The sequence below is a fragment of the Sphingobium estronivorans genome (assembly GCF_008692605.1).
GTDB classification, from domain to species: domain Bacteria; phylum Pseudomonadota; class Alphaproteobacteria; order Sphingomonadales; family Sphingomonadaceae; genus Sphingobium; species Sphingobium estronivorans.
This window is the reverse complement of the sequence record NZ_LFCT01000016.1, coordinates 81,341-101,407: the sequence shown is the minus strand read 5'-3', so window position 1 is coordinate 101,407 and position 20,067 is coordinate 81,341. Positions and strand designations below refer to the sequence as shown.

Sequence of the window (20,067 nt, the reverse complement as noted above, 5' to 3'; positions counted from 1 at the left end):
GTTTTGGCGGGAGAAAGGCCAGTGGCGGCGCGGGAAAATGCGCGCCGCCGCGGTTCAGATGCGCTCCCCCGACAGCCGCTGGCACAGCATATCGAGTTGGTCGAGCGTCGAATAATGCAGCGACACCATGCCGCCGCCGTTCGTACCGTAGCTGATGGCGACCTTTACACCCAATATGTCCGCCAGATGCTGCTCCAAAGCGACGATATCGGGATCATTATCCTTGGGCGCGGGGGCACGCTGCCGGCTTGAGGCCGTGTCGCCCATCTTGGTGCGGCGGACGAGTTGCTCGGTATCGCGGACCGACAGCCCCTTGGTTTCCACCGTCCGGGCCAAGGCTTCGCAATCGGGCGCGCCGATCAAGGCGCGGGCATGGCCCATGCTCAGCTTCTGTTCGATCACCTGCTGCTGCACGGGCGCGGGCAGATCGAGCAGGCGCATCAGATTCGCGACATGGCTGCGCGATTTACCGACCAGACGGCCCAGCGCCTCCTGACTGTGATGAAATTCCGCGATCAGCTTGCGATAGGCTTCCGCCTCTTCGATCGGGTTCAGATCTTCGCGCTGGATATTCTCGATCAGCGCGATTTCCAGCGTTTCCGCTTCATCGAAATCGCGCACAATAGCGGGAATGCGGTGCAATTGCGCACGCTGTGCCGCGCGCCAGCGGCGTTCACCTGCGACGATCTGGAATCCGCCACCATGGGGCCGGACGATGATCGGCTGAATGACGCCCCGCTTGGCGATACTCTCGGCCAGTTCCTGCAACGCTCCATCATCGAAATGGCGGCGCGGCTGTTCGGGATGCGGCTGAATCAGCGCAACCTCGATGCTCTGGATCGCCTTGGTCGAAGGATTGGCGACCGCTGTCGGCGTGACCGGCTCTTCGCGGGCGACGTCGCCCAGCAATGCCGACAGGCCCCGGCCCAGCCCTTGCGGACGCTTGGCAGACTTCGTCAGATTTTCTTCACTCAAGCAGCAACCTCCTGGCGGGGCAGACGCGCGATCAGTTCGCGCGCGAGACGCATATAGGCTTCCGACCCCGAACAGCGGAAATCATAGATGAGCGCCGGAACGCCATGGCTGGGCGCTTCCGACAGACGCACGTTGCGGGGAATGACGGTAGAAAATACCAGATCGCCCAGACAGGCGCGCACATCGTCGGCCACCTGATCGGTCAAGCGATTGCGGCGATCATACATGGTCAGCGCCACGCCCATGATCGAAAGGCCGGGATTGAACCGCCCACGAATGCGCTCGACGGTCTGGAGAAGCTGGGAAAGCCCCTCCAGCGCGAAAAATTCACACTGCAACGGCACCAATAGCGATTGCGCCGCGACCAGCGCATTGATGGTCAGGAGACCCAGCGATGGCGGACAATCAATCAAGCAAATGTCCCAGCGACCCGGCTGGGCTTCCGCAAGAACGCGCTCGAGGCGATGGGTCCGCTCCTCATATTCGATGAGTTCGATTTCCGCACCGGACAGGTCCTGGGTAGCGGGAACGATGTCCAGCTTGGGAACGCGGGTGGTGATGATCGCATCGTCCAGCGCGCAATTGCCGACCAGCAAATCGTAGCTGGACTGGACCCGATCCGCCTGCTGCACGCCCAGTCCGGTGGAGGCATTGCCCTGCGGATCGAGATCGACCAGCAGCACCCGCAAGCCCGTGGCCGCCAAGCCTGTGGCCAGATTGATCGCGGTGGTCGTCTTTCCGACGCCGCCTTTCTGGTTGGCAATGGCGATTTGGATCATCCTCGGGCTTTCCTTCTGGATTGAACGGCTTGCGCGACGATGATGGCGCTATCCGCATCGGTCACGCTGCGTTCCACGTGGAACACACCTTGCCATGTCCGAGTCGCGACCTCCAGTTCATTCTGTGCGTTTCGTCCCTTTGGCAGCACCCAAATCGTCTTTTCGGTGGATAAATGGATGGCGGACTCAAGCAATCGCGGCAGCGGCGCATAAGCCCGCGCACTGATAACGGCGGCCTGCGCCACCGGCACCGTTTCGACCCGGCCGCCAAAAACACTGGCATGGAGCAAGCCGAGTTCGGCAACGACACTCTCCAGAAAGTCGATCCTCTTGCGGCGGGATTCGACCATTTGCACAGGTCGATCAGTCAGGATCGCCGCAACGATTCCCGGCAAGCCCGCTCCGGACCCCAGGTCGAGCCATGCCCCCTCTCCCGCCGCCTTCGCGAGGGGAATGAGCTGGGCGGAATCGACGATGTGCCTCGCCCAGATATGCGGACGGGTCGATTCCGCGATCAGATTTTGCCGTTCCATTTCCGACAGAAGGATGGCCACATAGCCCTCCAGCCGGTCCCATGTTCCACGTGAAACATCGAACTGCCCATCGAGCCAGGCCCGCGCTTCCTCCTCCGTCACGCTGCGCGCCGCCGCAGATGAACCAGTACCGCCGCCAGTGCCGCCGGCGTAATCCCCCGAATGCGGCTCGCCGCCGCCAGCGTGTCGGGCCGCGCTTTATCGAGCCGCTCGACCATTTCGGTCGAGAGGCCGCCGATCATCGCGAAATCGAAATCGGCCGGAATCGCTACCCTCTCGTTCCGACGCAGCTCGGCGATCTCCGCCTCCTGCCTTTCGAGATAGGGCGCATAATGGGCATCTTCCAATATTTCCTCGCGCAGATTGCGTTGCACCTCGGCAAGCGAGGGCGCCAATGCAACCAACAATTCCCGGCTTACTTCGGGAAAACGCGCCCAGTCGAACAGCGCGCGGCGAGCGCCATCCTGCCGAACCACAGCCCCTGCCCGTGCCATCTCCGTGGCCGACATGGGACGTGCCAGTTCCTCTTCAACCCGCTGCCGTTCGCTATTCCGCCCCTTATAATAAGCGGCGCGCTCCGGCCCTAACAGACCATGATCGCGCGCAACGCTCCCCAGCCGCGTGCCTGCATTATCAGCGCGCAGGCGGAGTCGATATTCGGCACGCGCGGTCAGCATTCGATAGGGCTCTGTAACACCCTGCAATACCAGGTCATCGATCATCACCCCGATGTAGCTGCTCGCGCGATCGAGAATCAGCGGCACATCGCCAGCCGCATGGGCTGCCGCATTGGCCCCCGCAACCAGACCCTGCGCAGCAGCTTCCTCATAGCCGGTCGTGCCGTTGATCTGCCCGGCACAGAAGAGACCAGCCACCTCGCGGATCTGCAATGTGGCGTCCAGCGCGCGCGGATCGATATGGTCATATTCGACCGCATAGCCGGGGACGACGATGTCCGCCCGTTCCAGTCCCGCCATAGACCGCACCAGCGCAAGCTGAATATCCGCTGGAAGCGACGTGCTGATCCCGTTCGGATAGACGAGATGATCGTCCAGACCTTCCGGTTCCAGAAAAATCTGGTGCCCGTCCCGATCGCCGAAGCGGAGAACCTTGTCCTCGATCGACGGGCAATAGCGCGGCCCCCTCCCCTCAATTGCCCCGCTGAACAAAGGCGAGCGCCCCAGCCCGTCGCGGATGATGGCATGGGTCCGGTCATTGGTCCGGGTGATCGCGCAATGCAGTTGAGGCAGCACGCGGCCGGAGGACAGCGCGGACATGGTCCAGTCGGCGCTGTCCGACGGTTGCGTTTCCAGCGCTGCCCAATCGATGGTCCGCCCGTCGATACGCGGCGGTGTGCCCGTCTTGAGCCGGCTCATGGGCAGATGAAGTTCGCGGAGTTGAACCCCCAATACGGTGGCCGCCCGTTCCCCGGTACGGCCGCCGGTGAGCAGCTCCTCGCCGCGGAACAATTTGCCGCCAAGGAAGGTGCCAGTCGCCAAAACCACCGCCTGGGCCTCAAGTCGACAACCATCGGCCAATCGCAAGCCGCTCACGCAGCCGCCCTCCAGCAAGAGTTCGACTGCCTCGCCCTCGACAATTTCCAATCCGTTTTGCGCATCGAGCAAGCGGTGGATTTCAGCGCGATACCGCTTGCGGTCCGCCTGGATGCGGGGCCCCTGAACCGCCGCACCCTTGCTGCTGTTCAGCATCCGATAGTGGATCGCCGCAGCATCGGCAGCGCGGGCGATCAGCCCATCCATGGCGTCGACCTCCCGGACCAGATGCCCCTTGCCCAGTCCACCAATGGCGGGGTTGCAGGACATGGCGCCGACCGTCGCCTTCTCAAAGGTCAGCAGTGCGACCGACGCGCCCTTGCGCGCCGCCGCACAGGCCGCTTCGCAGCCGGCATGGCCACCACCGACCACAATCACATCATAGCTTGGTTGCATGGGTGGCCCCTTATCAGATTCGGGCCATGCCGGTCAAAACTGTTCCACGTGGAACAGCCATCTATTTGCCGATGCAAAATCCGGCGAAGAGACGGTCGAGCATATCCTCGGTGCTGGCCTGCCCGGTGAGCGCGTCAATCGCGTTGCGCGCCTGCCGCAGTTCCTCCGCCACGATCAGCAAATCCCGCGCTTGCGCCGCCGCCAGCATATGCCTGTACAGCTGCGCAACCCCTTCGCGCTGTCGGTGGTGGAGGGCATAATCCCCCTCCCCCGGCAGCAGCCGCGCAGCATGCTCCAACAGCGCCTTCACCAATGCCTCCATCCCCTCTCCCGTCAGGGCGGACAGGTGAAGGCCGGGGCGACGATCCTCCGTCCTGCGGTCGCATTGCGCCGCCACCAGCAGCGCATCGTCCCGCGGCATATCCCCCGCCTCGCCAAGCCAGATGACGATGTCCGCCGCTTCCAGAGCCAGCCGCGCGCGGTCCATGCCGATGGCTTCAATGGCATCGCCGGCATCGGCGCGCAGGCCCGCCGTATCGGTGAAAAGAAAGGCGATGCCATTCAGCGCCGCCGGAACCTCGATCCGGTCGCGCGTGGTCCCGGCAATATCCGACACGATCGCCGCATCCCGGCCGACCAGCCGATTCAACAGTGTCGATTTCCCCGCATTGGGCGGTCCCGCCAGCACGACCCGCACGCCGTCCCGCAACCGCTCCGCAGAAGGCGCGGAGACGATGACCGCCACATCTTCAACGAGCGTACCGATGTTGGCGCCTATCTGCGCCTCGATGCCGTCATCGGGCACGTCATCTTCATCGGAAAAATCCAGCGCAGCCTCGGTCAGTGCCGACAATTCCAGCACGGCACGGCGCCAGCGATCGATATGGCGGGAAAAATGGCCTTCCGCCATCAACAGCGCAGCCCGGCGCTGCTGCTGCGTTTCGGCGGCCAGCAGATCGGACAATCCCTCCACCGCGTTCAGGTCCATGCGGCCGTTGGCGAAGGCCCGCCGGGTGAACTCCCCCGGCTCCGCCCGGCGCAAGCCCGGAAGCATCCCCAACACGTCCTCGACCGCGGCAATGACAGCCCGCCCGCCATGACAGTGCAATTCGGCCAGGTCCTCGCCCGTGACCGTCCCAGGACCGGGAAACCAGAGTATAAGCGCGCGGTCCAACATCGCCCCGTCGCGCGGATCGGTCAGCAGCGCCAAGCGCGCCCGACGCGCTGCCGGCAGGATACCCGCCAGCGCCTGCAACGCCACGCCTGCTTGCGGTCCGCTGATGCGGATCACGCCGATTCCGGCCGGCGGCGCGCCGCTCGACAAGGCAAAAATAGTGTCCGTCACGGCCGTTAATCCGTCAGGCAGAGCGTTCGCTCACCCCTTGTCGCCGCCCTTGCCCTGCATCCCCGTCAGGCCAATATCCATCATCTGCTTGAACAGCCGCATCCCGGCGTCGCCCAAGGGAGAGAAGCTTTTGAACAAGGTTTCCATCTGCTCGACATTGGCGACGCCGTCGAAACTGTCGAGCATCGTCTTCACATATTTGTCATGGATCGGCGTGACGTCCGGCAAGCCTAGAAACGCGCGCGCCTCCGCAGGGGTGCAATCGACATCCACGCTCACCTTCATCTCATGCACCTTTTCGCTACGGCCTTGCTTCCCCTCTTCATGCCGCAACAAGGCGCGGAAAGGCAAATTTTTTGACGGGCAACCGGCTTGCACTTGCCCTGCCAAGCGCCATTATGCCGCCAGCACGGCTTGCTCGGTAAAAGGAAAGGATTTCTCCCATGGCAGCATTCACGTCCGTTTCCACTCTCAAGGGCGATGCCCAGTTCGATGTCTATGTTGCCCGGCCGGAAGGGACGCCCAAGGCCGCAATCGTCGTGATCCAGGAGATTTTCGGGGTGAACGAAGGCATTCGCCGCAAGTGCGACGGTTGGGCTCAGGCCGGCTATCTGGCGATGGCGCCCGACCTCTTCTGGCGCGAAAAGCCGCACGTAGAATTGGACGCCGACATAGCCGAAGACTTCCAGGCGGCGATCGGACATATGCAGAAATTCAACCAGGATCAGGGCATTCGCGATATCGAAGCGACGATCAAGGCCGCCCGCGCGGAGTTGGGCGCCGATGGCAAGGTCGGTCTGGTCGGCTACTGCCTGGGTGGACGGCTGGTGTTCATGTCCGCATGCCGGACCGATGGCGATGCGTTTGTCAGCTATTATGGGGTCGGCATCGACGGGCTTCTGGGCGAGCAACATGCCATCGGAAAGCCGGTGCTGCTCCACATTCCCACCGCCGATGGCTTTGTGCCGCCGGAAGCGCAGCAAAAAATGCATGACGGGCTGAAGGATAATCGCCACGTCACCCTGCATGACTATGAGGGGCTGGATCATGGCTTTGCCGCCGAAATGGGCAATCGCCGCAATGAGGAAGCCGCGCAACAGGCGGACCGGCGGACCGCCGATTTCTTCGCAGCGCATCTCTGAATAAGGACAGGGCGTCGATGACCCAGGCATGGCGGATGGTGGCCCGGTCGCATGGCGGGCCGGAGGTGATCGAACGGGAAGAGTTCGATCCTGGCATTCCCGGCGAAAAGGATGTGCTTATTGAGCAAGACGCCATCGGCCTGAACTTCATCGACACCTATTATCGCACCGGCCTGTATCCCGCGCCCTTGCCGACCGTGCTCGGATCGGAGAGCGCGGGCCGCATCGCTGCCATCGGTTCGGGTGTGGCGGGCTTGGCCGTGGGCGACAAGGTGGGCTGCGTCAGCGGACTGGGCGCCTATGCCACGCACCGTATGGTTCCGGCTGACAGCATCGTGAAGATCCCCGATGCCGTCAGTATGGAGGATGCGGCAGCGATGATGTTGAAGGGGATGACGGCCTGCTACCTGGCCGAGGACAGCGTCGCCCTGCGCGCGGGGCAAGTCGCGCTGGTTCATGCGGCAGCAGGCGGCGTCGGGTCCGTGCTGGTGCCCTGGCTGCGCGACAAGGGGATGATCGTGATCGCCCATTGCGGAACGGCGGAAAAGGCGGCGCTGGTGGAGGCCGATCACAGCCTGCACGAGCCCTTCGACAAGCTTTCCGCCAAGGTGCGGGACCTGACCGGAGGCCACGGCGTCGACGTGGTCTATGACGGCGTCGGCAAGGATAGCTGGCGTGCGTCACTCGCCTCTCTCAAGCGGAGGGGGCTGATGGTCAGCTATGGCAATGCATCGGGCGCGGTGCCGCCGGTCAGCCTGCTGGATCTCAGCGATGGCGGCTCTCTCTATGTCACCCGGCCGAAATTGTTCGACTATATCGCGACGCCCGATGAGTTGGGCCATAGCGCCGAACGTCTGTTCAACCGCATGACGCGCGGCGTGGTCAAGGCGACCATCGGCCAGCGCTTTGCCCTCGCCGACGTGGCTGAAGCGCATCGCGCTATGGAGTCGCGGGCGACCCGCGGCTCCACCGTCCTGCTGCCCTGATGAATAGGAAAAGGGATTGGAATCACGCCGATTCCAACCCCTTTTTCGAATCCCGATCCTGTTCGTTCAGACAAACAGCGTCAATATGCCAACCTGATGATCGACCACGCCATCATAGATCATCTTGATCGCGACATAGATGATGACGGCAAGGCCAAGATAGGCAATCCAGCGGAAGCGCTCGATATATTTGGCGATGATGTTCGCCGCGATGCCCATCAGCGCCACCGACAGGATCAGCCCGATGATAAGGATGCCGGGATGATCCCGCGCCGCGCCGGCGACCGCCAGCACATTGTCGAGGCTCATGGAGACGTCGGCGACCGCAACGGCCCAGGCGGCTCCCGCGAAGCTCTTGGCAGGGCGCAGGCCCGACACATCGTCGTCGCCGCTGTCATCGGGCGTGTCCCCGCCCCTTTTGGGATGCAGTTCCCGCCACATCTTGAACGCGACCCAGAGCAGCAATAGTCCGCCCGCCAGAATCAGGCCGACGATCTGCATCAATTGCGTCACGACGAGCGCAAAGCCGATCCGCAGCACCAGCGCGGCGATGATGCCGATCAGGATGACCTTCTTGCGCTGTTCCGTCGGCAGCCCGGCTGCCAGCGCGCCGACGACAATGGCATTGTCGCCCGCCAGCAGCACGTCGATCATCAGCACCTGACCGAAGGCCGACAATGCGGCGGGCGTTCCTATATTGCTGAAATCATTAACGATATGCGCCCAAATGCTGGTCAGGGAGCCTGGCCCCTGAACAGCCGCGGCAGCGGTGGCGAAAAGATCGAGCATCACGGCCTAATATATCCCCTGAAAATAAATGGCCGCCAGACCGAAGTCTGACGGCCCGAACGTCGCGGCACTTGACGCTATCGAAGGATTTGCGCCGCCGGACTTTTCCGAAGCACAAACCACCGGACCGCTTACTGGTTCATCGAATCGAAGAAATCCTCGTTGGTCTTGGAATCCTTCATCTTGTCGAGCAGGAATTCCATCGCATCGACCGTCCCCATCTGCATCAGGATACGGCGCAGCACCCACATTTTGGAAAGCTTGGCCTTGTCGACCAGCAGCTCTTCCTTGCGGGTGCCAGACTTGCCGACATCCAGCGCCGGGAAGATGCGCTTGTCCGCCACCTTACGGTCAAGGACGATTTCGGAGTTGCCGGTGCCCTTGAACTCTTCGAAGATGACTTCGTCCATGCGGCTGCCGGTGTCGATCAGCGCTGTCGCGATGATCGAGAGCGAACCGCCTTCCTCGATGTTGCGCGCGGCGCCGAAGAAGCGCTTCGGCCGCTGGAGCGCGTTGGCGTCGACACCGCCGGTCAGCACCTTGCCCGAGGACGGCACCACCGTGTTGTAGGCACGGCCCAGACGGGTGATCGAGTCGAGCAGGATCACCACATCCTTCTTGTGTTCCACGAGGCGCTTGGCCTTTTCGATCACCATTTCGGCGACCTGCACGTGGCGCTGCGCCGGTTCGTCGAAGGTGGAGGAGACGACCTCGCCCTTCACGCTGCGCTGCATGTCGGTGACTTCTTCCGGGCGCTCGTCGATCAGCAGGACGATCAGGAAGACTTCGGGATGGTTGTCGGTGATCGCCTTGGCGATATTCTGGAGCAGCACGGTCTTGCCGGTGCGTGGCGGCGCGACGATCAGCGCGCGCTGGCCCTTGCCCTGCGGCGAGACGATGTCGATGACACGAGCCGACTTGTCCTTGACCGTCGGGTCCAGCGTGTCGAGCACCAGCTTCTGGGTCGGATACAGCGGCGTCAGATTGTCGAAATTGACGCGGTGCCGGACGACTTCGGGATCATCGAAATTGACCGAGATCAGCTTGGTCAGGGCGAAATAGCGCTCGCCATCCTTGGGCGCGCGGATTTCGCCTTCCACCGTGTCGCCGGTGCGCAGGCCGAATTTGCGGACCTGGTTGGGCGACACATAGATGTCGTCGGGACCAGCCAGGAAATTCGCTTCCGGGCTGCGCAGGAAACCAAAGCCGTCGGGCAGAACCTCGATGGTGCCCTCGCCCATGATCTGCTCGCCATTATCGGCCTCCACCTTGAGGATCGCGAACATCAGATCCTGCTTGCGCAGGGTCGACGCGCCTTCGACGCCCAGTTCTTCCGCCATGGTGACGAGTTCGGCGGGCGCTTTTTTCTTGAGATCCTTAAGGTGCATTCGCGTGGAGTCCGATGGAAGGAGAGAAAGGGAATGGAAATGGGAAAAATCAGGGCCCGGCAAAGACTCGGGAACGCCCGCGCCGGACGGGCGGGTAGAATGATTGGCGTTTAACGATCCGACCCCGGAAAAGTCAAGGTGGCTCGAGGATGCTGGAGGACAGAAAATTGCCGCGTTGCGCCCTGCCGCGAATGAAATGGGATGGGCGGAGGGCGGGCGCTCATGCTATACCGTCATAAAATAGTGGAGGGACGAGGAGATGGGACGCCTACGCGCCGCTCTGGGCATTGCCGTCGCGATTGCCGCCCCCCCGCTTGCGGCGCAAAATCGCCCCGCGCTCAGCCCAGATGAACCGCCGGCCGTCGTCCGCACCGTCCCCAGCCCCGATTCCCGCATCACCATTCCGATCCAGATCGACGGCAAGGGGCCGTGGAACTTCGTGGTCGATACCGGATCGCAGCGAACCGTCATTTCGCGCGCCTTGGCCGACCGGCTGGCGCTGCCGGTGCGCGACCGGGTCACGGTCGTCAGCATGACGGGTCGGGCGGAGGTCGAGACGGTCGCGGTACCCCGCCTCGGCTTCGGCCAGACGGTGGTGGACGACATCGAGGCGCCGGTGCTGGAGGGCGAGAATCTGGGCGCTGCGGGACTATTGGGGCTGGACGGGCTGCATGCCAAGCGGCTGCTGCTCAATTTCCGCACGGGGCGGATGGAGATCAGCACCAGCAAACAGCGCTGGCGCGATCCCAACGCCATCATCGTCGAGGCCCGGCGGCGCAAGGGGCAGTTGATCCTGCTCGATTCCGAAGTGAACGGCACCAATGTCGCCATCATCCTCGATACCGGCACATCGATCAGCGTCGGCAATATCGCGTTGATGAACAAGCTGATGCGCAAGAAAAAGGCGCCGCCGCTGAGTCAGGTGACGCTGACCAGCGTGACGGGCGAGACATTGGTCGGGCAACTGGGCCTCATCGACCGAATCCGCATGGGTCAGGCGACGCTGAAAGACACGCCCGTCATGTTCGCGGACGCTCAGCCCTTCAAGGAACTGGATCTTCAGAACAAGCCCACGCTGCTGCTCGGCATCGATGCGCTCAAGGTCTTCGACCGGGTGGCGATCGATTTCGGGCGAGGAAAGGTGGACTTCCTCCTGCCCGATACCGGATTGCTCGACCGGACCCGCTTTGCCGCGACGCGACGGGCGGCGGGTTAGGGCCGATCCGTCCTAACGCGACGGCGGCGGTTGCTGTTGCCGGTTGCGGCCCAGCACATTGTCGATCCATTGCTGGTCCAGGCGCGGCGGCTGCGGCCGGTCGGCGGGATTGGGGGCGATGTCCGCGCCTTGATCCTCGTCCTGCCCATCCTCGTCGGACGTCTGCGGTCCACGCTCGATCGGCAGGCCATTTTCATCGACCATCATGCCGCCGTCCGTTCCGTTGTCGGGCTGGCCATAATAGGCTTCGTCGTCCGGCTCCAACTGCCATTCGGGCAGAGTCACCTGCGTCTCGAACTGTTCGACCGGGCGATTGGCGACGGCGACCTTCATATAGTCGGCAAAGGCATGCGCCGGCGCACGGCCGCCATAGAGGGCGGGCACGGGCTTGGCATCGTCGCGGCCGACCCAGACGCCGGTGGTGATGCCGCTGGAAAAGCCGAGGAACCAGCCATCCTTGCCGCTGTTGGTGGTGCCCGTCTTGCCCGCGACGGGACGGCCGATCTGCGCCGCCTTGCCGGTGCCGGTGCTGACCGCCGTCTGCATCAGGTCGGTCATGCCCGCCGCGACCCAGGGCGCGACCAGCACGCGGCTGGTGTCGTCCTGATGCTCGTAGAGGACACGGCCATCGGCGGTCGTCACCTTGGTAATGCCATAGGGCGTCACCGCCACGCCCTTGCGCGCGATGGAGGCGAAGGCACGGGTCATGTCGATCAGCCGCACGTCGGACGTGCCCAGCACCATGGACGGGTGAGTGTTGATCGGCGTCGTGATGCCGAAACGGCGCGCCATGTCGGCAATGGTCGGGAAACCGACCTCCACACCCAGCTTCGCCGCCACGGTGTTGACCGAATAGGCGAAGGCGGTGCGGATATCGATGTCGCCGGAATAGCGGCCATTGCTGTTGCGCGGCTTCCAGCCATTGATGTCGACCGCGCTGTCGGTGACGCTGGTATCGGGCGTGTAGCCCGCCTCCAGCGCTGCCATATAGACGAAGATCTTCCAAGCCGAACCCGGCTGGCGCGTCGCCGTCGTGGCGCGGTTATAGTTGGACGTCACATAATCCAGGCCGCCGACCATCGCCCGGACCGCACCATCGCGGTCGAGCGACACCAGCGCGCCCTGCATGCCGTTGCTGACATTGGCCTGGATCGCCGCCGTCGCCGCCTTCTGCATGCCAAGGTCGATGGTGGTGTAGACCTCCAGCGGCTCATTGGGCTCATCGATCAGCGTGTCGAGTTGCGGCAGCGCCCAGTCGGTGAAATAGCGCACGCTGTTCTGCGGCGGTTCGGGCGCCATCTTCACGTCCTGAAGATCGGCGCCGGCCCGCTGGGCCGCGCTGATCACGCCATTGTCCTGCATCAGTTCCAGCACCACCCCGGCGCGGCCAATGGCTGCATCCTTGTCGGCGGTGGGGGAATAGCTGGATGGGGCCTTCACCAGCCCGGCGACGATCGCTGCTTCCGGCAGGTTCAGGCTGGTCGCGGGATGGCCGAAGAATTTGCGGCTGGCCGCATCGATGCCGTAGGCGCCACCGCCGAAATACACTTTGTTGAGGTAGAGTTCGAGGATCTGCCGCTTGGAGAATTTACGTTCCAGCGCCAGCGCCAGCACCATTTCCCGGACCTTGCGGCCCCAGCTATAGCTGTTGTTGAGGAAGATGTTGCGCGTCACCTGCTGGGTGATGGTGGAGGCCCCCTGCCAGCGGCGGCCGGTGCCGCGCCGTTCCAGCGCCACCCAGGCGGCGCGCGCCATGCCGACGGGGTCCACCCCGGGGTGGAGATAATAGCGCCTGTCCTCGGTCGACACCATCGCATCGACCATGACCGTGGGAATCTGGTCATAGCTCAGCCAGCGGCCGAAGCTCGGACCGAGCGAGACGATGACGCTGCCGTCCGCCGCATGAACGCGGATCATCTGTCCATTGGGAGAGGATTTCAGCGATTCATAGTCGGGCAGGGACTGATAGGCGATCACCACCGCCACCACGACCGCGATGACGGCGCTGACGATCCCGGCCAGCCCGATCTTCAGGCCGCGTATCAGCCATTTTCTTGCCTTGCCTCGCGGTTCGCTGCTCGATCGTGCCATGGTTCGCCCGGATATGCGCTAAACAGAAAGGCGGCCAGTGGAAAAGCCGCACGGGCCGCGCGAAATTCTCAAGAGAAGCGACGCTTTACAAGCGATGAACGATTATTCAACGTCGTCGCGCGATTTGAAATCGAGCGACGCACTGTTCATGCAATAGCGCAGGCCGTTGACCCCCGGCCCGTCGGGAAAGACATGCCCCAGATGCCCGCCGCATTTCGCGCAGCGGACTTCGGTGCGGATCATGCCGTGGCTGTTGTCGCGGATTTCGTCGACCGCATCGATGTCGACCGGCGCGGTGAAGCTGGGCCAGCCCGAACCGCTGTCATATTTTTCTTCCGCGTCGAACAGTTCGGTCCCGCAACCGGCGCAGAAATAAAGGCCATCGGCCTTGTTGCTGTTATATTTGCCGGTGAACGCCCGTTCCGTGCCGCCTTCGCGGAGGATATGATATTGTTCGGGGGAAAGGCGCTCGCGCCATTCGGCATCGGTCAGGTTGAGCTTGTCCATGCCCGGTAATATGGCGTCGGCACGGCGTCCGATCAAGCGCTTAGGCTCACCGTTCCCGCGCGGCCTGCCGGGCGATGGCGAGCAGTTCGTGGCGGACCATCAGATCGCCAAGCCCCCTGCCCGACCGGCTGGCGCGCTCGGCCTGGGCCAGCCGCTGGATGACGCGGGCGATGCCCGTCGCATCCCAGATGCGGACCTGCCGCGTGACGATGCCCTTTTCCTTCCAGAACACCGCCTTGCCCGCCGCCTCGACCGCCCCCTCCAGCCGTCCGCTGCCATCGAAATCGGCGCGGATATTGGCGAGCAGCATGGCGCGGGTCAGCAACGGCCGCAGCACCGCCGCCATCGCCGTTCCCGCCTCCGCCAGCCGCCCCAATTCCCGGTGCATGCCGCGCAAATCGCCACCCAGCACCGCGTTCACCAACGGCGCCGCATCGGAATCGGGATTATCGGCGGACAATGCGTCCAGCGCCTCCTCGGTCGCCTCGCGCGGACGGTCGGGCGCGGCGTCGAGATAGAGGATCAGCTTTTCCACCTCGCCCGCCATCAGCGTGCGGTCGCCATTGGTGAGGTCCGCAATGCGGCGGCCAAGTTCGGACGACAGGCGCAGCCCCCCTTCCCGCGCGATGGCGATGGCGATCTGCTCCGCCTCCCGCGCGTCGGGCTGATAGGAGGCGAAGGTCATCACCTGCTTGTGGTCGAGCGCCAGCTTCAGCAGCTTCGACGTACCCTTCAGCGCGCCCGCAATGGCGATGACCGGATTGCCCGCCGCTTCGGCCTCCAGCAGCGCGGTCACGGCGGGGAGCGATTCCTCGCCTATGCCGTTGAGGCGAATCCAGCGCTTGTCCCCGAACATGGAAAAGGATGCCGCCTCGTCCGCCAGCCGCGCCGGATCGTCGCGCAGGGTCGATCCGTCCAGGTCGATCCGTTCCGCATCCGGCCCCATGGCGCGCTCCAGCCGCTTGGCAAGCGTGGCGCTGCCCGCTTCATCGGGACCGTAGAGCAGAAAGAAACGGCAGTCGGCCGCCGATCCCTGGCCCGCTGCGTCGAGCGCCTTTTCGATCTGGCCGCGATTGGCCTTCAACGGGCCTTTTCCCGCCGGGCGAACATGGCCAGCCGGTTGACGATCTGATCTGCGACGGTCTGCGACAGGCGTTCCAGCGCCGTGTCTTCCGCCGCGATGGTGGCATATTCGCTGGAAACGACATCGATGCCGACATCCGATCCGGCGGTATCATCCAATATCTGCGCGCCCGTGGTGCTGTCGATCAGTTGATAGCGCGCGCGCAGCGCCCGACGCTCCCGCGTGACGGCGGCGTCGGAACGCAAACCAAAACCACTAATGTCATCGTCCAGTTTCACCACCAGCTTGTAGCCGGGCCCGGTGCCACTCATCGCCGCCAGCCGGTCGTTCAGCGCGTTGCGCACCAGCCAGCCGCCCTTGCCCTCGATCGGCTGCACCTCGACATTGCCGAGCGCCTGCGCGACCACGCCATGGCTGCCCCCGCTGTAAACGGGATGCAGGCCGCAGGCGGAGAGCGGGAGCATGAGGGTGAACAGGGGCAAAATGCGCTTCATGGGATGACCCTTAGAGCATTCTGAAGTCGGCTGGAACAGTCGACGGCTCGCAGAATGCGGCAAACACACGAAAACCGAAGGGTGAGCGATCTGCCAATCGCTCACCCTTTTGTCCGTTCGCGTTCAGATGACCAGGTTCACCAGACGATCCGGCACCACGATCACCTTCTTGGGGCTGGCACCGTCCAGAGTCCGCACCACATTGGGCGCGGCCAAGGCGAGCTTTTCCAGTTCATCCTTGGGCGTGCCCTTGGGAACGGTGATGGTGTCGCGCAGCTTGCCCATCACCTGACAGGCGATGGTCACTTCATCCTCAACCAGCAGCGCGGGATCGACCGTCGGCCATGCGGCGTCGGCGATCAAACCCTGTTCGCCCATGTCGGCCCAGGCTTCTTCCGCGAGATGCGGAATCATCGGCGCGACCAGCAACGCCAGCGCCCGGATCGCCGCGCTGCGGCTTGCCGAAGGCTTGGCCTTTTCGACCGCATTGGTGAGTTCGTAGATTTTCGCCACCGCCTTGTTGAAGGACAGGGCCTCGATGTCCTTGGCAATGCCATCGACGGTCTGGTGCAGCTTGCGGTCGAGCGCCCGATCCTGACCAGCAACGTCCTGCCCCTCGGCGGACTTGTCGGCTTCCCCGAACAGGCGCCACAGGCGGTTCACGAAACGCCACGACCCCTCGATACCGGCTTCCGTCCAGGGCAGGTCGCGTTCCGGCGGGCTGTCGGACAGCATGAACCAGCGCACCGCGTCCGCGCCATATTGGGCGATGATGTCATCGGGATCGACGACATTCTTCTTGGACTTGGACATTTTCTCGACGCGGCCGAGCGTCACCGGCGCGCCGGTACCGACCATGACGATCCTGTCCCCCTGCCGCTCGACATCCTGCGGCGCGAGCCAGGCGCCTTCGGGCGATTTGTAGGTTTCGTGCGTCACCATGCCCTGGGTGAACAGGCCAGTGAACGGCTCGGCAAAGCCCAGCTGGCCCATATGCTGGAGCGCACGGGTCCAGAAGCGGGCATAGAGCAGATGCAGGATCGCATGTTCCACGCCACCGATATATTGACCCACCGGCAGCCATTTCTCGACGGTTTCGCGATCGAACGGCTTGTCCTTGGGCTGGCTGGCGAAGCGAATGAAATACCAGCTCGAATCCGCGAAGGTATCCAGCGTGTCCGTCTCGCGCCGCGCCGCCTTGCCGCATTTCGGGCAATCGACATGCTTCCAGGTGGGATGCCGGTCGAGCGGATTGCCAGGAATGTCGAAGCTGACATCTTCGGGCAGCACCACGGGCAACTGGTCCTTGGGGACGCCCACCGGGCCGCAGTCGTCGCAATGGATGACCGGGATCGGCGTACCCCAATAACGTTGACGCGACACGCCCCAGTCACGCAGCCGGAAAACGGTGGTGCCAGTGCCCCAGCCCTCGCTCTCGGCGCGGCGGATGACCTCGGCCTTGGCATCCTCGACAGCAAGGCCGTTGAGGAAGTCGGAATTCACGAGGCGGCCGGGCCCTGTATAGGCCTCGTCCGCAATGCCCTTTTCCTCGTCCCCCTCGGCGGCGACGACCCGCTCGACCGGCAGCATATATTTGCGCGCGAAATCAAGGTCGCGCTGGTCATGGCCCGGAACCGCCATGACCGCACCGGTGCCGTAATCCATCAGCACGAAGTTCGCTACGAACAGCGGCAGCTTGGCGCCGGTGAAGGGGTGGATCACCGACAGACCGGTGTCATGGCCCTTCTTGTCCTGCGTCTCGACCTCGGCCGCGGCGGTACCGGTCTGGCGGCATTCCTCGGCAAAGGCGTGGAGCGCGGCATCCTTCTGCGCCAGAACCAGCGCAATCGGGTGATCCGCCGCGATGGCGGCGAAACTCGCGCCGAAAATGGTGTCGGGACGGGTGGAGAAAACCTCGACCTCGGCAATGTCGCCCACGGGCGCATCCAGCTTGAAGCGGAATTGCAGGCCGACCGACTTGCCGATCCAGTTTTCCTGCATCAGCCGCACCTTTTCAGGCCACTGATCGAGCGTCTTGAGGCCCGCCAGCAGATCGTCCGCGAACTGGGTGATCTTCAGGAACCACTGGCTCAATTTGCGCTTCTCGACCGGCGCGCCGGACCGCCAGCCCTTGCCGTCGATCACCTGCTCATTGGCGAGCACGGTCATGTCGACCGGGTCCCAGTTGACCGCCGATTCCTTGCGATACACCAGCCCCGCGTCCAGCATGTCGAGGAACAGCGCCTGTTCCTGACCGTAATAGTCGGGATGGCAGGTGGCCAGTTCCCGGCTCCAGTCCAGCGCGAAGCCCAGCTTCTTGAGTTGCGCCTTCATGTTGGCGATATTTTCATATGTCCATTTGCCGGGATGGACCTTCTTTTCCATCGCGGCATTTTCGGCGGGCATGCCAAAGGCGTCCCAGCCCATGGGATGCAGCACTTCATGCCCCGTCATCCGGCGGAAGCGCGCCAGCACGTCGCCCATGGAATAGTTGCGGACATGGCCGATATGGATGCGCCCGGAGGGATAGGGGAACATCTCCAGCACGTAGCTGCGTGGCTTGTCGCTGTCGTCGGACGCCTTGAACGTCTGCTTCTCGTCCCAGACGGCCTGCCAGCGGGCATCGGCCTCAAGAGGGTTGAAGCGCCTTTGCATGATAAGTCCTCAAATGCGTTCGGGCTGAGCTTTTGCAAGCCCAGCCCCGTTGTTCACCAAAATCGACGGAAAAGGGCTTTAGCCTGCAATCGCCATGCGACGCAGATCGCGGGCCTTGGTCAGGATGATCTCTTCCAGCTTCTGCACCGTCGCGGCCTGCACCGGGGCGTCCATCCACTGACCGTTCTGGCTCACCTGACGGCTGGCGGCGACGCGCAGCGCATCGGCGCGCAGGTCCTGATCCAGGATCGAGACGGTCAGCTTCATCCGCTCATTGGGACTGTTCGGATTGGCGTACCAGTCGGTGACGATCACACCGCCGTTCGAATCCGTCTGCACCATCGGCATGAAGGACAGGGTGTCCAGCGTCGCGCGCCACAGATAGGCGTTGACGCCGATGGTCGTGACCTTCGACGCGGCGAGATCGGCCTTGGGACGATCCTTGGCGCCGCCCCCGCAGGCGGCGAGCGGCAGAACAGCTGCCAGCAGCAGACCGGCGGAAAGGGGCGTGGAAAGGCGGCGGACCATCATGACTGTCCCATCAAACGAGAAAAACGCTTCGCTTCTATAGAGAAGCCGCGCCAATCGGCAAGAGGGACCGGGCCGCCCCCTTCGGCGGACCCGCCACGGTTCGTCGCGGATGGGTGCGAGTCCTGTGTGTTCCGTGCAACAGCGCGGACAAAAAACAGGGTGCGCTCTACCAATTTCAGAGTCTTGCGTGTAGAAGGGTGCACAGAAAAGTAGTCGGTGGGGAAGAGACTCGAAACATGCGCCTGAAAAGGGGACATATTGCATTGGCAGGCTCGGCAATCGCCGTGGCCGGCTTTATGCTGTCTCCGGCTATCGGCGCTGCGACCGATCTTGTCCGTCTGCGCGCAGACGTTCCCGTGTCGCTCGGCGCGCTCGGCAGCATTTCCTCCTTCACGCCCACTACCAAGGATCCGCGTCTGGCTGCCGCCTATGCGAAGATCGCCGCGTCGGCGGGCCGTCAGAATTTCCGTTTCACCCCGACCAGCGGCTCGCTCAGCGGGCAGCGTTCGGTCACGGTCATGGTGCGGGCGGCCGATCTCAATGACCGCGTCGCCGTCAGCCGTACGCTCGACATGGTGAATATCGCGCCGGTCGCCTTCAGCCTGAACAGCGCGCATAACTGGCGCAAGTTCGCCTTGCCGGAAGCTGTGGGCCGCAAGGAACTGGACCCGGTCCCCGTCGAAATGGCGGGCGCCAAGAATTTCTCGCTGGATCGGGATCAGGACAAGAAGGATCGCTTCAGCACCAAGGTGCTGATCGAAAGCCGCCGCGAGCCGGCGGCGACGATCCGCAATCCCAGCGCGGACAAGGATTATTCGCTGGATCTCGCCAGCTCCTATTCGCTCACGCGTAACCTGAACGTCACCGCCGGTATCCGCTACAATAACAGCTTCGCGGGCCGCCTGACGCCGATGACCGACGACCGGCAGGATGCCCAGGCCGTCTATCTGGGCACGATCTTCAAATTCTAACAGCGCGAGCTTGCAATATTGCGCGCCTGTTCCGGGCCGCGAAAAATGCGTTCGTCAGCGCCGTGCGATGGACAAACCGTCAATAGCGGCCCAGCCAGAGGCTCCCATTCCTCTCAACATGGGCCAGTGCATCGCACGCACTCCGCCCAGCGCAATCACGTCCATATCGGCCCGGCGCGCCAGCGCCGCAAAGCGCAGCCGCCCCAATGCCGGTGCGCCGGGATGCGACCGCGTCGGAAACAACGGCGAAAGGAAGATGAAATCCGCCTTCCCTCGCGCAGCCATCCGCAACTCCCGCGCACCATGCACCGGCGCGCTGTGCAATAGCGGGCGCATAATCGCCCGCCCGTCGCGCCCGTGCCACCCATCCGCCCCCCAGGCCGCGGCTTGCGCTGCCGTGCCGCCCAGCATCAACGTCAGCCGCCGCCGCCGCGCGATGGCGGCCAACCGGTCGAACAGGGCCCGGCGCTCCGCTTTCGGCGTGCGATAATGGCGCAGCACGATCCCCGCCCCGCCCTTGGGCAAACGCTGCGCCGCAGCCAGCAGCGCCTCCTGCCCCACGCGCTCATCCGTCATCAACCAGATCGTCGGCAATTTTTTGCGGTGGCGGGTCTTCATGGCCGTGCCTATAG

19 protein-coding genes are annotated in these 20,067 nt (G+C 63.7%); 4 read left to right on the top strand and 15 right to left on the bottom strand.

Annotation, left to right across the window (positions count from 1 at the left end; all coding sequences use genetic code 11):
• Positions 1 to 54: 54 nt before the first annotated feature.
• From F7P65_RS12460 to F7P65_RS12435, 6 genes are all read right to left on the bottom strand, one after another.
• The gene (locus tag F7P65_RS12460; protein ID WP_150292134.1) at positions 55 to 975 is read right to left on the bottom strand and encodes a ParB/RepB/Spo0J family partition protein; all 921 of its coding nucleotides are present in this window, start codon (positions 973 to 975) and stop codon (positions 55 to 57) included.
• Positions 972 to 1,754 (bottom strand): ParA family protein, encoded by a 783-nt coding sequence (locus F7P65_RS12455; RefSeq protein ID WP_150292132.1) that lies wholly within the window; start codon positions 1,752 to 1,754, stop codon positions 972 to 974. Before F7P65_RS12455 ends, F7P65_RS12460 begins: the two co-directional genes overlap by 4 nt.
• Positions 1,751 to 2,389 (bottom strand): 16S rRNA (guanine(527)-N(7))-methyltransferase RsmG, encoded by a 639-nt coding sequence (gene rsmG / locus F7P65_RS12450; protein ID WP_150292130.1) that lies wholly within the window; start codon positions 2,387 to 2,389, stop codon positions 1,751 to 1,753. Before rsmG ends, F7P65_RS12455 begins: the two co-directional genes overlap by 4 nt.
• Positions 2,386 to 4,236, bottom strand: coding sequence for a tRNA uridine-5-carboxymethylaminomethyl(34) synthesis enzyme MnmG (mnmG, locus tag F7P65_RS12445; protein ID WP_150292128.1), 1,851 nt, complete (start codon positions 4,234 to 4,236; stop codon positions 2,386 to 2,388). The genes rsmG and mnmG overlap by 4 nt, the downstream gene beginning before the upstream one ends.
• A gap of 61 nt (positions 4,237 to 4,297) precedes the next feature.
• Complete coding sequence (gene mnmE, locus F7P65_RS12440; RefSeq protein WP_150292126.1) at positions 4,298 to 5,581, bottom strand: tRNA uridine-5-carboxymethylaminomethyl(34) synthesis GTPase MnmE; 1,284 nt, start codon at positions 5,579 to 5,581, stop codon at positions 4,298 to 4,300.
• A gap of 30 nt (positions 5,582 to 5,611) precedes the next feature.
• Positions 5,612 to 5,866, bottom strand: a complete 255-nt coding sequence (locus tag F7P65_RS12435) for a DUF6489 family protein (protein WP_150292124.1) — start codon at positions 5,864 to 5,866, stop codon at positions 5,612 to 5,614.
• 158 nt (positions 5,867 to 6,024) lie between these two features.
• Between F7P65_RS12435 and F7P65_RS12430 the strand changes: the two genes are divergently transcribed.
• Together F7P65_RS12430 and F7P65_RS12425 are read left to right on the top strand one after the other, a co-directional pair.
• Complete coding sequence (locus F7P65_RS12430; RefSeq protein ID WP_150292122.1) at positions 6,025 to 6,723, top strand: dienelactone hydrolase family protein; 699 nt, start codon at positions 6,025 to 6,027, stop codon at positions 6,721 to 6,723.
• A 17-nt stretch (positions 6,724 to 6,740) separates the two neighbouring features.
• Positions 6,741 to 7,709, top strand: coding sequence for a quinone oxidoreductase family protein (locus tag F7P65_RS12425; protein WP_240334282.1), 969 nt, complete (start codon positions 6,741 to 6,743; stop codon positions 7,707 to 7,709).
• Positions 7,710 to 7,775: 66 nt separating this feature from the next.
• On the opposite strand, the gene F7P65_RS12420 is transcribed toward F7P65_RS12425, so the two are convergent.
• Both F7P65_RS12420 and rho read right to left on the bottom strand, forming a co-directional pair.
• Entirely contained in the window at positions 7,776 to 8,498 is a 723-nt protein-coding gene (locus F7P65_RS12420; protein ID WP_150292190.1) for a YjbE family putative metal transport protein, read from the bottom strand.
• A 131-nt stretch (positions 8,499 to 8,629) separates the two neighbouring features.
• Positions 8,630 to 9,886 carry a transcription termination factor Rho gene (gene rho / locus F7P65_RS12415; protein WP_150292120.1) on the bottom strand — a complete coding sequence of 419 codons (1,257 nt, stop codon included), beginning with the start codon at positions 9,884 to 9,886 and terminating at the stop codon, positions 8,630 to 8,632.
• A gap of 259 nt (positions 9,887 to 10,145) precedes the next feature.
• Between rho and F7P65_RS12410 the strand changes: the two genes are divergently transcribed.
• A complete protein-coding gene (locus tag F7P65_RS12410) occupies positions 10,146 to 11,102 on the top strand; it encodes a retroviral-like aspartic protease family protein (RefSeq protein WP_150292118.1) in 957 nt (318 codons plus the stop codon).
• 12 nt (positions 11,103 to 11,114) lie between these two features.
• On the opposite strand, the gene F7P65_RS12405 is transcribed toward F7P65_RS12410, so the two are convergent.
• From F7P65_RS12405 to F7P65_RS12380, 6 genes are all read right to left on the bottom strand, one after another.
• Positions 11,115 to 13,193, bottom strand: coding sequence for a transglycosylase domain-containing protein (locus F7P65_RS12405; RefSeq protein WP_150292116.1), 2,079 nt, complete (start codon positions 13,191 to 13,193; stop codon positions 11,115 to 11,117).
• Between the two features lie 102 nt (positions 13,194 to 13,295).
• Positions 13,296 to 13,700, bottom strand: a complete 405-nt coding sequence (gene msrB, locus F7P65_RS12400) for a peptide-methionine (R)-S-oxide reductase MsrB (protein WP_150292114.1) — start codon at positions 13,698 to 13,700, stop codon at positions 13,296 to 13,298.
• A gap of 46 nt (positions 13,701 to 13,746) precedes the next feature.
• Positions 13,747 to 14,784: a DNA polymerase III subunit delta gene (holA, locus tag F7P65_RS12395; RefSeq protein WP_150292112.1), complete on the bottom strand. Its 1,038-nt coding sequence runs from the start codon at positions 14,782 to 14,784 to the stop codon at positions 13,747 to 13,749.
• Positions 14,781 to 15,278: an LPS assembly lipoprotein LptE gene (gene lptE / locus F7P65_RS12390; RefSeq protein ID WP_150292110.1), complete on the bottom strand. Its 498-nt coding sequence runs from the start codon at positions 15,276 to 15,278 to the stop codon at positions 14,781 to 14,783. Before lptE ends, holA begins: the two co-directional genes overlap by 4 nt.
• 123 nt (positions 15,279 to 15,401) lie before the next feature.
• Positions 15,402 to 17,933: a leucine--tRNA ligase gene (gene leuS, locus F7P65_RS12385; protein ID WP_150292108.1), complete on the bottom strand. Its 2,532-nt coding sequence runs from the start codon at positions 17,931 to 17,933 to the stop codon at positions 15,402 to 15,404.
• 78 nt (positions 17,934 to 18,011) lie between these two features.
• On the bottom strand, positions 18,012 to 18,461 hold the full coding sequence (locus tag F7P65_RS12380) for a DUF3576 domain-containing protein (RefSeq protein WP_150292188.1): 450 nt from the start codon (positions 18,459 to 18,461) through the stop codon (positions 18,012 to 18,014).
• Positions 18,462 to 18,700: 239 nt separating this feature from the next.
• Between F7P65_RS12380 and F7P65_RS12375 the strand changes: the two genes are divergently transcribed.
• Positions 18,701 to 19,435 (top strand): hypothetical protein, encoded by a 735-nt coding sequence (locus tag F7P65_RS12375; protein WP_150292106.1) that lies wholly within the window; start codon positions 18,701 to 18,703, stop codon positions 19,433 to 19,435.
• 54 nt (positions 19,436 to 19,489) lie between these two features.
• Here the strand turns inward: F7P65_RS12375 and F7P65_RS12370 are convergent, their stop codons facing one another.
• Positions 19,490 to 20,053 (bottom strand): thiamine phosphate synthase, encoded by a 564-nt coding sequence (locus tag F7P65_RS12370; protein WP_150292104.1) that lies wholly within the window; start codon positions 20,051 to 20,053, stop codon positions 19,490 to 19,492.
• Positions 20,054 to 20,067: the final 14 nt, after the last annotated feature.

Bases quoted from the DNA above. Each gene is read 5' to 3' on its own strand.
- F7P65_RS12425 (WP_240334282.1), top strand. From the start codon at position 6,741: ATGACCCAGGCATGGCGGATGGTGGCCCGGTCGCATGGCGGGCCGGAG.
- F7P65_RS12405 (WP_150292116.1), bottom strand. From the start codon at position 13,193: ATGGCACGATCGAGCAGCGAACCGCGAGGCAAGGCAAGAAAATGGCTG.
- F7P65_RS12375 (WP_150292106.1), top strand. From the start codon at position 18,701: ATGCGCCTGAAAAGGGGACATATTGCATTGGCAGGCTCGGCAATCGCC.
- rho (WP_150292120.1), bottom strand. From the start codon at position 9,886: ATGCACCTTAAGGATCTCAAGAAAAAAGCGCCCGCCGAACTCGTCACC.
- F7P65_RS12370 (WP_150292104.1), bottom strand. From the start codon at position 20,053: ATGAAGACCCGCCACCGCAAAAAATTGCCGACGATCTGGTTGATGACG.
- F7P65_RS12380 (WP_150292188.1), bottom strand. From the start codon at position 18,461: ATGGTCCGCCGCCTTTCCACGCCCCTTTCCGCCGGTCTGCTGCTGGCA.
- mnmG (WP_150292128.1), bottom strand. From the start codon at position 4,236: ATGCAACCAAGCTATGATGTGATTGTGGTCGGTGGTGGCCATGCCGGC.
- leuS (WP_150292108.1), bottom strand. From the start codon at position 17,933: ATGCAAAGGCGCTTCAACCCTCTTGAGGCCGATGCCCGCTGGCAGGCC.
- F7P65_RS12430 (WP_150292122.1), top strand. From the start codon at position 6,025: ATGGCAGCATTCACGTCCGTTTCCACTCTCAAGGGCGATGCCCAGTTC.
- lptE (WP_150292110.1), bottom strand. From the start codon at position 15,278: ATGAAGCGCATTTTGCCCCTGTTCACCCTCATGCTCCCGCTCTCCGCC.
- F7P65_RS12410 (WP_150292118.1), top strand. From the start codon at position 10,146: ATGGGACGCCTACGCGCCGCTCTGGGCATTGCCGTCGCGATTGCCGCC.
- F7P65_RS12435 (WP_150292124.1), bottom strand. From the start codon at position 5,866: ATGAAGGTGAGCGTGGATGTCGATTGCACCCCTGCGGAGGCGCGCGCG.
- msrB (WP_150292114.1), bottom strand. From the start codon at position 13,700: ATGGACAAGCTCAACCTGACCGATGCCGAATGGCGCGAGCGCCTTTCC.
- F7P65_RS12420 (WP_150292190.1), bottom strand. From the start codon at position 8,498: ATGCTCGATCTTTTCGCCACCGCTGCCGCGGCTGTTCAGGGGCCAGGC.
- F7P65_RS12455 (WP_150292132.1), bottom strand. From the start codon at position 1,754: ATGATCCAAATCGCCATTGCCAACCAGAAAGGCGGCGTCGGAAAGACG.